At 34.9% G+C, this 12,098-nt stretch carries 13 protein-coding genes; 12 read left to right on the top strand and 1 reads right to left on the bottom strand.

Translation table 11 applies throughout. The annotated features are described in order from the left end of the window. Window positions 1-111 precede the first annotated feature (111 nt). The 10 genes from CG11_RS13920 (at window position 112) to CG11_RS13875 (ending at window position 9,176) form a co-directional block, all read left to right on the top strand. On the top strand, window positions 112-549 hold the full coding sequence (locus tag CG11_RS13920; protein ID WP_231512800.1) for a prepilin-type N-terminal cleavage/methylation domain-containing protein: 438 nt from the start codon (window positions 112-114) through the stop codon (window positions 547-549). A gap of 166 nt (window positions 550-715) precedes the next feature. Continuing rightward, a complete protein-coding gene (locus CG11_RS13915) occupies window positions 716-2,722 on the top strand; it encodes a secretin and TonB N-terminal domain-containing protein (RefSeq protein ID WP_052597193.1) in 2,007 nt (668 codons plus the stop codon). A 1-nt stretch (window position 2,723) separates the two neighbouring features. After that, complete coding sequence (locus CG11_RS13910) at window positions 2,724-3,947, top strand: hypothetical protein (RefSeq protein ID WP_052597191.1); 1,224 nt, start codon at window positions 2,724-2,726, stop codon at window positions 3,945-3,947. Next, a complete protein-coding gene (locus CG11_RS13905) occupies window positions 3,940-5,184 on the top strand; it encodes a hypothetical protein (RefSeq protein WP_052597189.1) in 1,245 nt (414 codons plus the stop codon). Before CG11_RS13910 ends, CG11_RS13905 begins: the two co-directional genes overlap by 8 nt. Then, window positions 5,185-5,547 (top strand): hypothetical protein, encoded by a 363-nt coding sequence (locus CG11_RS13900; protein WP_052597186.1) that lies wholly within the window; start codon window positions 5,185-5,187, stop codon window positions 5,545-5,547. Next, window positions 5,537-6,022, top strand: a complete 486-nt coding sequence (locus tag CG11_RS13895) for a type II secretion system protein (protein WP_052597184.1) — start codon at window positions 5,537-5,539, stop codon at window positions 6,020-6,022. The genes CG11_RS13900 and CG11_RS13895 overlap by 11 nt, the downstream gene beginning before the upstream one ends. Beyond that, on the top strand, window positions 6,019-7,161 hold the full coding sequence (locus CG11_RS13890; RefSeq protein WP_052597182.1) for a type II secretion system F family protein: 1,143 nt from the start codon (window positions 6,019-6,021) through the stop codon (window positions 7,159-7,161). The genes CG11_RS13895 and CG11_RS13890 overlap by 4 nt, the downstream gene beginning before the upstream one ends. 9 nt (window positions 7,162-7,170) lie before the next feature. Beyond that, window positions 7,171-7,695: a hypothetical protein gene (locus CG11_RS13885; protein WP_052597180.1), complete on the top strand. Its 525-nt coding sequence runs from the start codon at window positions 7,171-7,173 to the stop codon at window positions 7,693-7,695. 2 nt (window positions 7,696-7,697) lie between these two features. After that, on the top strand, window positions 7,698-8,633 hold the full coding sequence (locus CG11_RS13880) for a hypothetical protein (protein ID WP_052597179.1): 936 nt from the start codon (window positions 7,698-7,700) through the stop codon (window positions 8,631-8,633). A gap of 3 nt (window positions 8,634-8,636) precedes the next feature. Next, on the top strand, window positions 8,637-9,176 hold the full coding sequence (locus tag CG11_RS13875; RefSeq protein ID WP_052597176.1) for a hypothetical protein: 540 nt from the start codon (window positions 8,637-8,639) through the stop codon (window positions 9,174-9,176). A 13-nt stretch (window positions 9,177-9,189) separates the two neighbouring features. Here the strand turns inward: CG11_RS13875 and CG11_RS13870 are convergent, their stop codons facing one another. After that, window positions 9,190-9,921 carry a toxin-antitoxin system YwqK family antitoxin gene (locus tag CG11_RS13870; RefSeq protein WP_052597175.1) on the bottom strand — a complete coding sequence of 244 codons (732 nt, stop codon included), beginning with the start codon at window positions 9,919-9,921 and terminating at the stop codon, window positions 9,190-9,192. A gap of 299 nt (window positions 9,922-10,220) precedes the next feature. Between CG11_RS13870 and CG11_RS13865 the strand changes: the two genes are divergently transcribed. Then, window positions 10,221-11,126: a hypothetical protein gene (locus CG11_RS13865; RefSeq protein ID WP_052597173.1), complete on the top strand. Its 906-nt coding sequence runs from the start codon at window positions 10,221-10,223 to the stop codon at window positions 11,124-11,126. Between the two features lie 172 nt (window positions 11,127-11,298). Further along, complete coding sequence (locus CG11_RS13860) at window positions 11,299-12,087, top strand: hypothetical protein (RefSeq protein ID WP_052597170.1); 789 nt, start codon at window positions 11,299-11,301, stop codon at window positions 12,085-12,087. Window positions 12,088-12,098: the final 11 nt, after the last annotated feature.

The raw sequence follows: 12,098 nt of genomic DNA, 5'->3' as shown, positions 1-12,098 counted from the left end.
ACATCATTACTCCATTGAAATCACGTAGTAGCAGCGAATCGAGCTGCATGAGCTCACGACCGAAGGGAGTAGCAAAGCTAATCAACGGATTATTAATAAAAAAATTACAAGTTGAAGGAAAAGACTATGAAAAAACGTTTGCAAGCAATATTTATTCACAAAGCTTCTGCATTTACTTTGACGGAATTAATGATGGTATTGGTTATTATTGGTATCCTTATTCTATTAGCGTTGCCTAATTTGCAAGGACTATTCGGACAAGCTTATAGCTTGGAAGCTAAAAAGCAATTAAAATATATTCAAACCTTGCAAAATGCGTATTATCAAATTAATTTTCGGTATACCGAAAATTTTCAAGAATTGAGATTTGAAGCCCCTGTTTTAAAAGAAATGGGAGGGGATGCTTTATATACTTATGAACTTGTAATAGCATCAAAAGAAAAATTTGTAGCTAGAGCAACTGCTTCTGAAGATTTTGATGGAGATGGGCAGTTGAATGTGTGGGAAATTGACCAAATGGGAATACTAAAGGAGACGGTATTGGATTAATCTAGGCATCCCCAAAAAGCTGCCTAAAAAAATTATATTTGTATAGCAGGGTAGGTATAAAAGTATATGTAATATTTATATGTTGAATTTTAAGAAAGACTTAACTTATATTGGAAAAAAATATCCTATTTTTGTGATCTAATTGCCTAAACCAAATATAAAAAACATGAGATTACGATATTGGGGAGTTGTTCTTCTTTTATTAGTAATGGGAACCTGTCATGCTCAATTTGATAGAATTGATAACTTGACCGATGCCTTGGAGAATTTTTCGACCGACCACAAAAATTTAAATCGAAAGATTGATATTGCTGCTTTAGGCTCTGTCCAAGAAATTATTACCTCTATAGCCCAACAAACTAAAGTTAACATTACAATTGATCCAAGTATTAATCAGAATGTTATTAGCAATTTTACCAAAGTAAAAGTCAAGGATATCTTAATTTACCTTTGTCGGCAGTACAATTTAGATTTAAAATTTACAGGTTCTATTATTTCTGTTGTTCCCTATCAAGTGCCTCCCAAACCTCCTACACTAAAAGAAATAGGCGTTTATTATAATAAATACAATTCTACGCTAAGTTTGGATTTAAAGAACGATACCTTAGCCAATGTAGCAAGAAAAATTACGCAGCAAAGCGGTCAAAATGTTATTATAAGTCCGCAAGCACAAAATCAAAAGGTAAATGGTTTTGTAGACAAACAGCCTGTTGGAAATGCTCTAAAATTTCTAGCCAAAAGTAACGGCTTGTATCTAACAGAGACCCCCGAAGGCGCTTTCTTTTTAAGAACAAATACAGAAGTTCCACCAGAAGAAATTGAAGAAACGAAAAAGAAAAAGAACCTTATTATTGGCGGAGGGGTCGATTATGAAGCCATAGAAAATTTGGCGTTAACTGTGAAACTGGATTCTATTAATGAGGAGTATCGAATGGATATTCAGGCAATTAATGTTCCTTTTGTACAAATTATAAAAGGGGTGTCAATTGAAATGGGGAAAGATTATTTCTTATTTGATGCACAGGGAACGATTGCAACTTCTGGCGCAACAAACAATCCTGCTCAAATTAATAAATACAATCGAAACCGAAATACCAATAATGGCAATGTAGGTTCTAATGGGATTAGCCTAAAATTAGAAAACGTTACTTACGAAGAATTTTTAAACTACATTCTCAAAGGAACAAATCTGACCTACAAAATAGACAATGATATTTATTTGATTGGAGATAGAGAAATGGAAGGCTTGCGCCAAACCAAAACCATTCAGTTGCAATATCGTTCTGCCAAGGAAATCGAGAAGCTAATTCCCAAAGAATTACAAGATAAAATCGCCATGTATCCTTTCTTGGAGTTGAATGCAATTATTCTAAGTGGCTCGGCACCTAATATTCGAGAAGTAGAGGACTTTTTGAGAGGAATTGACAAATTGGTGCCTGTGGTGATGATTGAGTTGATAATTATGGATGTGCAACGAACTCGACTGACGGAAACAGGGCTTCAAATGGGAATTGGTGAGAAACCTGTCGAAAAAGAACGCATTGGACTATCTCCTGGGTTTGATTTTCAGTTAGGGGCTAGTTCTGTCAATAAGTTGCTAAATATGTTAGCAGGACAAGGAATTGTGAATCTAGGAAACGTACTGCCAAACTTTTATTTATCTATTCAAGCGATGGAAGATGTTGGATTGGTAAAAACGCATTCTAGACCACAGCTTTCCACTTTAAATAGTCATGAGGCAAATTTTAATATTGGAGAAACACGGTATTATCTAGAGACAAGAACTACGGTGCAAGGGGTACAAGGAGCTGTGACACAGCAAGATGCCAATTATAAATCTGTACAAGCAGATTTTACAATTAACGTAACACCGTATGTGTCAGGAGATGAACAAATTACTTTGGAAATTGACGTGCAACAATCCGACTTTTTGGGAGAATTACAACTAAATGCTCCACCGGCACAAGTTACTCGAAAATTTGATTCTCAAATTCGTGTAAAAAATGGAGATATGATTGCTTTGGGAGGTTTAGAAACCAAAGAAAAAAGCAAAACAGGACAAGGTCTGCCAGGCTTGGCTAGAGTTCCAGTGTTAAATTGGTTTGGAAATCGAAAGAACAGGAAAAGTAATAGTGAATTGATTATCTTTATTAAGCCAACTATTGTTTATTAGTATGCAACCCAAAATCAAAGAGCTGATTTATAGTCGAGAAGCTTTTGCAGGAATAGAATGTTTGCAAAAGGAGGGAGAACTATATTATCATTTGTGCATTCTAAAAAAAGAAAAGAATAGTGCTAAAATTGTCCTACAAAAAGAACAGATTGCTTCACTTGTTGATCTAAAAGAAATACTAAACGATGATGCAATTCCTATTTTTTTAGCAATCAACATCAAGGGAATTTTAAATCGAATATTGAATTATATTCCTAATTCTAAAGAAGAGGCGTTAAAAGCAGTTTTTCCTTCTGCCAAAGAAGCGGATTTTTACTGGCAACAAATAGAGCAGGATCAAAGAGCTTTGGTAAGTGTCATTCGAAGAGATAGTGTACAGAAGCTATTAAAGGAATTTGAAGCTGCTGGACTTTGGGTGGTGAATGTATTTGTAGGACCGTTTTGGATAGAAGAAATCTTACCTATTTTGCCCAGTTATACCCAACGCATTCAAGTAGGAGAACAAGCATTAATTATAGAAGGGCAACAGATAATAAACTTAGAGAAAAATAGTGCTGCTGCCCAAGAATTGTTTTCTGTTGGAGATGATAGAGTTTCAGAGTCGTTGTTATTGGCATTAGCGATGTCATTTATTGCATTGACACAACCTAATGCAGAGGGCATAAAGGCAGATTTTGTTCAACAACAGCAAGTCGATTTTTATTACAAAAAACTCTTTCATTACACGGCATTACTTGCCTTAGGTTTTTTCTTTACAACTTTGTTAGTTAATTACTTATTGTTTGAGCATTACAATGCGCAACAGCAAGGCTTAAAAATGGAAGTAAGCCAACAGCAAAGTTTGTTGAATCAGCGCGATAGTTTGGAAAAAAAGTACAACGATAAACGCGCTTTGTTGGGCGATCAATTGAACTTAGGGGAGTCTAAGTCTTCTTACTATGCCGACCAGTTGGCGGCAACTCTGCCAAGTACATTGCAGTTGAGTAAGTTGATTTTATTTCCTGAAATAAAAGAAGAAGGTTATCAGACAGAGGAAGTATTGCCTCGATATGATAATCAAACCATTATAGTAGAAGGGCAATGCCAAGCAAGTGTGTTTTACAACAATTGGAAGCGTTCTCTGGAGGAATTAGATTGGGTCGCCTCTATTCACAATTTAAGTTATCAGAATAATAAAAATGGGTATGGAATCTTTAAGTTGAAAATAACATTAAAGTATGAATAACCAATTGCCCGCACGAGCTCTTTTTTATGCGGTGATTGTCTCTGTTTTTGTGGCAATGCTTAGTGCTGCTATTTTGTTGAGCAGTTATCATCAACATTTGTTGTTGGGGTATTATCAGAATCAAGAACGATTGATGGATAATTGTCAGTCGGGAGTAGAGTTATTATTGGGAACAAGTGCGGCACTAATTCCCGCTACGACGTTGGATTTATTTCAGAAACATAGAGATAGCGTGCGTTTGGAGCAAAAAGCTTGGGGATTATTGGATGTGGGGATGGTTAAAAGTTGGTCGGGAGCAGGAATGTATGAAGATAGTGTTGTCACTACTTTTTTGTTAGGCAAAACAACACCAAATTATGCTTTAAGCCTTTCTGAAGGAACAGCGCCTTTGTATGTTTGTGGTAATACTAGAATTGTCGGAAAAGCCTTTTTGCCAACGGAAGGAGTGGAGCGGGGGTATTTTCATGTCGTACAAGGCAAACCCTATACTGGAGAGAAGTTAATTTATGGAAAAAAGGAAATTGTACGCCCTACAGATATGGCGGTTTTGAAAGAGCGTTTTGAAGACCTAGAAGCATTAAAATACAAAAATGCCACGATAAATCTAGAAGCAGACTCTGTTGTTCAGGCGTTTAATCAGCCCACTTTAATTTTGGGAGGCGATAACTTCAATACACAAAATTTGACTTTAAAAGGCAATGTAATGGTAATTGCTAATAACAGGATAGATGTTAGTCCGCATTCAATTTTAGAAGATGTTATCTTGTTGGCACCAGAAATTAGAATTCAATCGGGATTTCAAGGCTCCTTACAAGCCTTTGCTTGGGATAGTTTGTTGGTGGAAACAGGTGTGTTTTTAGATGTTCCATCTGTATTAAGTTTGCTGCCTTATTCTAATAAAACAACGTTTTCACCTGAGTTAATTGTCGAAGAAGGAGTAGAAATGTTTGGGACTATATTGGTGCCTAGTTTTCAATATAATAGTTATAAATCTAAGGTAACCATAGCGCCAATGACAACCATAACAGGGCAAGTGTGGGTAAATGGAGTATTACAACACAAAGGAACCGTTTATGGTAGTGTTTTTTGTGATGAGTTTTTATTAAAAACGCCAGCAGGTGTTTATGAAAATTATTTGTTGGATGCTGTTATAGACCGAACCTTGTTGCCGACGTATTACTTGACACCTAGTGTGTTGGGAGAACAGGAGAGCAAACATATTTTAAAATATTTATAAATGAAGTTGCAAGCCTTTACAATTGTAGAATCTATGATGGCAATGGTAATTATCATGATTAGCTTTACAGCTGGAATGACAATTTACTTAACCGTGTTGGAGGGAGATGCATTTCCATTAAAAACAAAAGCAAAAAATGCCTTAGCTATCGTTTTTGAAACGACTCAAAAAGAGCGTCGTTTTATAGATGAAACGTTGCATCAAGATGGCTTGACAATTCAAAAAAAAGTATTGCCTTACAAAGCTTATGAAGGTATTCTGAAACAAAATAATGTTTACCAAGTTTCTTTGGAAGCATATAGCCCTGATGAAAAGTTAATTGCTGTTCAAGAACATTTAATTCGAGTGGCTTATGAGAACTAAATTGGCAGCGTTTACAATGGTTGAATTGATTGCTGTAATGGTTTTGTCTGGACTGATTTTTAGTATGGCGATGTTGGTAATTGGAATCGTTCAAGAACAAGCGAAACACCAAGAACAACAGCACGAAGAGGTCTTAGCAATAGAACAGCTAAAAGGCTTGCTTAAAAAGGATGCTTATGCTGCAACGGATGTTTGGGTTCAAGATCAGCAGTTGTTATTTGATTATGAAACGTATAGCATTCATTATTTTTTTAACCCAAAGAATATTTGTAGAAAAATCGTTCAGTCAGAGCCTCATATAGATACGTTTAGGTTGCCAACTTTAAAGATTACAACAACTTGGCAGTTGCAAGAAGTTCAAGAAGGTCGAGTAGATGTTGTAGAGCTGAAAACTCGGTTTTTTGAGCAAAATTTTACCATTTTTATAAAAAAAGCCTACGATTACAAAACCCTAATGCAGATAGAAAACAAATGAGTATCCAATTACCACAAAAGAAAGCTACAAAGGCGGTTCCTAAAGATTTAACAAAGACTTCTATTTGGAGTTTTATGAATCGGGATATTCAGTTTTTTGAACCCAAATTTGGCATCAAAAAAAAATTGGTACTCTATGGTCAATTGGAAACGCTATTGGGATCAGGACTAGATATTCAAGCTTCTTTAGAATTAATTGAACAAAGTTTTAAAAAGAAACAAGATCAAGCTTTGATTCGGGGCTTGAAAGAGTCTATTGTAAAGGGAAAATCGCTGTCAGAAAGTATGGCAGAGCTGGGCAAATTTTCAATTTATGAACAATACAGCGTACAGATTGGAGAAGAAACGGGGCGTCTGCATTTGATTTTAAGAGATTTGTCTAGCTTTTTTGAAAAAACATTGAGCTATCAACGACAATTAACAGGGGCATTAGCCTATCCAGTTTTTGTGTTGTCTTTTTCGGTGTTAGCCGTTCTGTTCTTATTGCGTTATTTGGTGCCTATGTTTAGTGGCATTTACGGTCGTTTTAAGCAAGAGCTACCTTCCTTGACACAAATGGTTGTGAATTTATCGGGTTGGGTTGGTGTCTTGATGCCTTATTTATTGATAAGTGTATTATTGCTCATTGTTGGAGCTTATAGCCAACGAGAAAAGTTGTGGTATCGCAAAATGATGGGATGGGTTTTATCGCATATTCCATTGTTTGGAGGAATTATTCAAAAGGTTTATTTGTCTCGCTTTTGCCAAGCAATGGCTTTGCTTTTGGCAGCAGGAGTACCTTTGTTGAATGCCTTAAAATTAGTTCAACAAATGATCAATTTTTATCCTGTTAGTTCGTCACTAAAAAAAACAGAGCAAGCCGTGTTTCAAGGGGCACAACTACACGAAGTTTTATCCCAGTTTGATTTTTATCCTCCCCAAGCGTTGGCATTAATAAAAGTGGGTGAGGAATCTGGTAAATTGGATATGATGTTTGAACGCTTGGCGAGACAATATACCGAAGAGGTCGATCAACAAACGGCAGTTATTGGTAGTTTGATAGAACCTGTATTAATCGTATTTTTGGGTGGAATTGTAGCTGTAATTTTGGTAGCTATGTATTTGCCTTTGTTTAAGATGAGCACTTCGATGGGCTTTTAAAAACTTAAAATGAATTACAAACAAAAATATCAGTTGTTATTAGGAGGAATGGTTCTTTTCTTGGGCATTGCTTATTGGTTGGCTTTTGGAAAAACATGGACAGCTTATCATGCTACGAATCAATTAAGACGACAAATGTCTAGTGCAGGGCAAGCTTGGGAACAAATAGAACGTTATCAAAAGCAATTGACAAAGTTGGAGTCGGAACAAAACAATCAATCGTTTACTCAAAATCATTTGTTTCAAAAGGTAACGACATTTTGTCAAGAAAATAAGTTGGCTATACAAGAAATGCCAGAATCCATTGTCTATGAAGAACAAGATTTAAATTTCTTGCACAATCCAATAAAAGTGGAAGGAACTTTTATCCCAATGGTAAAATTATTATACCACTTGGAACACGAACAGCAATTGGGAAGGATCGTTTCTGTGAGCTTTAATTTAGGTAAGAATTATCAAAGCCGAGCACCAGAATTGACCGCTGATATACACTTGCAAAATATTCAAAATAAATCCAAAAAAGAAACCGAATAACCATGAAGTATTTAATTGTATTTAGCCTATTAATATCTACCATTAGTTGCAATTTAATTTTTGAAGAAGATTTAAGCAAACGAAAAGTAGATATGCTTTCACCGCCTAATGGTTATACTACTTATACCCAGACACAAACCTTTGTGTGGGATAGCCTCCCCGATGTCAGCACCTATCGTTTTCAAATTGTCTCCCAGCGATTTGATTTTATAGAAGACTATGTGTTAGATACCGTAATATCGGGAAGGCGTTTGACTTTAGGCTTAGAGCCCAAAGAGTATCAGTGGAGGGTAATCGGTAGAAATAATTCTAGTGAAACGGATTATAATACTTATAGTTTAAGTGTTGTACAAGATACGACTTTAGCCAACCAAACAGTCAATCTAATTGCTCCAACTCCTAGTACAATTTATGCCAAAGATTCTGTCGCCTTTTTCTGGACAGCACTTGGATTAGCCAATCAGTATCAGTTACAAGTAGCAACGCATCCCTCTTTTAATAGTCAAACTATTGCCGTAGATACTGCCACTACACAAGATTATGTTTATTTGATACGTCGATTAGGTTTGGGAACATTTTACTATCGAATTCGTGCCATGCGCGTGGGAAGAGATACCACTTCTTACACTTCCGTAAAACAGTTTAATATCAATATGATTCCAATTCATAATACACCAGCAAATAATAGCACATTGACGTTACCTTTTAATATGAGTTGGCAACGAGCTTCTAGAATTGCAAAAGATAGCCTTTTTTTATATCATAACAATACGGCAACTCCTTATCAAAAATTGGAATTGACAAACAATAATTACACTTTTAATAGTTCGGATACAGTTGGATATGGCGCAGGTACTTATTATTGGCAAGTGAAGTCTGTTGGAACGAATAATCAACAAAGCAGTCGATCTAGTTTGTGGCAATTTACAATTAACTAAGGAATGAAAGATAATAAATATGCACCCTATGTTTTAGGTCCTGTATTATTGGTGGTATGGGGGCTGGTTTTTTATAAAATTTATCAAGCTGTATATGGTTCAGAGGAAGTGTTTGACATTCCTCAATATAATAAGCTACCTGTATTTGAAGAAAAGCAGGAGGATAGTACTTATGTTTTGTTAGTAGACTATAAAGACCCATTTTTGGGAAAACGATTTTATTATTCTTCTGATAATAATGGAAGCGCAGTTGGTTCGAGAACAAAGTCTTCTAGAACGAAAAGTACGCCTCCCAAAATCAGTAAAAAAACACCTCAACCTATCGTGCAAAATGTAACCTCAAAACCCTTTCCTGCTATTGTCTATCAAGGTTATCAAGTGATGGATAATGATACCGTTGCTCTCTTGAAAATAAACAATCGATTTTATCCCATAGCCAGAAAGCGAGATGTTTTTCAACAGGTGCACGTAAAGGAAATCTATAAAGATTCTATTCGACTACAATTTGGGCAACAAGAACAAACTTTTATGAAGAAACGTTAGGTTTTCTGAAACACTATTTTGGATTGTTTGGAAGGTCTTTTTTTGCAGAGGATTGTTTTTTCTTCTGTTGTTTATGGTTGCGCTTTTTAGTAGGGCGAGTCTCTTTTTTTTGAGCAGGTTTAGCAGATTTTGAGGACTTTTTGGGGGACTGTTTAGCTTGGTCGTTGGGTTGTTTCTTTTTCTTAAAAAGTTGGAATTTATTGCTTGCTTCTTTTTTGACAACAATTTTGTCTTTACGATATTTTACCTTGGTTTCTTTTCCGTCCACAAAGGTAGAAAAAGGACCATGTAATTGCCCGTTCTTATACCTCCCTTTTTGAGTTAGCTGACCATTGGCATCAAAAGTCTCAAAAGAACCATGTCGCACCCCTTTTTTCCAAGAGACTTGCTCTTTTAGAGTGCCATCAGCATACCAGCGTTTCCAAAGCCCAACTTTCCATCCTTTTTCATAAATGCCTTGCTCTAGTAGGTTGTGATTGGGGTAAAAAGATTCGTATTTCCCTTGTAGTAGTTTGCCAGACCAAGCCCCTTGTGTGTGTAAGATAAGTTGTTTTTGATACCAAGTATAAAATTTATTTTCCTCAATTTTTACTTTGGGATTGGCGATAAATATTCTGATTTTTTGAATTGTATCGGCAGCATTTAAGACAATCTCTCTAGTCGTAGGAATTTTGTTAGGAAGTTTTTGGGCTTGAGTAGAAGGCAATAAATAGAATAGGATAAGGGCAATAAAAAGCTTTTTCATCGTTTTTGTTTTAGTTTTTCACAAAGTACGAGTTTTTGTGTTTATTGGCAATGTTTGAGGTTGATTAAAATATTAAGTTTTTTAGAGAGTAGAGTTTCTCAGTTCATGTTAATATGATTTTTCGAGGTTAGGACTTTTAGATAAGCTAGGTATAGATTTTGCTACACTAGATTACTCTTGAGGTGATGAATACGAAATATTACGCAAATGGGCAAAAGGATTTAACCCCAAACAGCTTTTTTAAGAATTTATCAAGAAAATAGAACAACTTTTATCTTTATACATAAAAAATAAAGATTTTGATTACAAATACACAATACTCTATCATCGTGCTGGTTCTAATAGCTATTAGTTGTAAGAATGAACAAAAACCTATTGAAAATCCAGTACCTAATACACCCAGTATCAAATTTAATTCAGAATCAATAAACAATTCGATTTGGCATGGAACGAATCCATCAAATGGACACTTAATTTATTTAGATATTGGGTATAATAGCAAACACTTATCTCTATTAGAAATAGACACGAGCAAACATCAATATATAGAAAGTGTTTCAGATCTTTATTTATCCTTAAAAGATAGCATTTGTTTATTATCGAATTTTTATTCAGGCAAGGATTCCAGTTATTACGCTCCTCTAATAACAAGCTGTTATGTAGGTAATGAATTTTATGATTCTTTATTAAGAAAAAATAGACGTTCTGAATTACCAGAATTAATGGAGTATAAAAGTATAACGCAAAGTTATTCTATGTTACATTTTAAGAATAGGATGATTGGGAAATTGAATTTATCTACCTTAGATGAAATTGAATTTAGAAATGTTGAGAATGAAATTATTTTTAAAGTAAAAAGAGACTCTGTGGCACTTAAGGAAGAAGAGTTTACAGAACCTTTTACTTATAAGTACAGGGATAGTACAAGAATGATTGATGTTCCTGTAGAAACAGATAGCTCTACAATTGTTTATTCTTTCATTACATCTGGTTATCCTCCAGTTACTACTCATTTTTTTAGAGAAACACTAAATGGGCAAAAAGTTGTTAAATGGAATGGCTATTTTTTTGCAACGTATATGGAAGATTTAATGGTGCTTCGATATGTTTTTAAAGATAGTACAAATTATCCATACCCCGAATTTGTAAAAATTAGTCCACTCCATCCTAGTTTAGCAAAACTACCATTTAATGGAAGTTACTAAAGCCTATTAGATAGGAGAGATCGCTTTATTTAATGAGCTGTGTAGCTAACTAATTAATTTCACACAACAACAATCAAGAAAAATTAATTCAATAGGAGGATAATTTTAGGGGGTAGGCAATTAATGGACGACCTTTTAATGTTTTTTAGATGGAAATAATCAACAATAAAAGATGACGACAATAAAGAATTATCAATTAGAGAAAATGTCTGCAAAAGAATTAACAAGTTTGTGGAAATCCATTAAATCTGTTTATACTCGGCATTTTGATACCCCAATACAGGATGATTACTTAAATAAAAAATGCAAGAACGCTGTCGTTGCAAGGTTGAGAGTAATTTGGAATGGAGCAGATGCCGTTGGCATTATGGTACTCTTTGGTTATAAATTGAAGTTAAATGGTCATAAAAGTATTGTATACAGAGGTTCTGGAGCAATAGATAAAGGATATCGAAACAAGAACAATTTGTCCAATTTTTTATTCTATAATGTTTTGCCACAAATTATTCGCTATCGTGGATACGCCCAATATATTATCGAAGGGTTTATACATCCTTCTTCTTTTTGTATTAGCCAAAAAGCGGTTCAAAAAATATATCCCTCACCCAATATGAATACGCCCTCAAAAATCTTAAATTTAATGGAAACGGTTAAAGAGCAGGGCTTGTTAGGAGGATACGAATTTGAAGATGAACATCCATTTTTAGGTACTTACCCTTGCAATGTGGTTCAGTCTAGTAGGGAAAACAAACGTTGGGAAAATAAAATAGCTATAGATGAGTATACAGAGTTTTTTTATCAACTTGGTGCCATGAAGGAGAACAAAGCAATCATTTGTATCGTTCCTTTATCTGTGTCTAATTTTGTCTTGTCGATTGTAAAGAGTGGAAAAGAAAGACTAAGGCAACTATTTTTGAAAAAAAACAATCTAGTAATGAGACGAAATTACAACCATTCGTAAATGTTTTGTAT

The organism is Aureispira sp. CCB-QB1, from assembly GCF_000724545.1.
Classification (GTDB): domain Bacteria; phylum Bacteroidota; class Bacteroidia; order Chitinophagales; family Saprospiraceae; genus Aureispira.
Note: the sequence above shows the minus strand (reverse complement) of the source record. Positions and strands in the feature narration are given on the sequence as shown.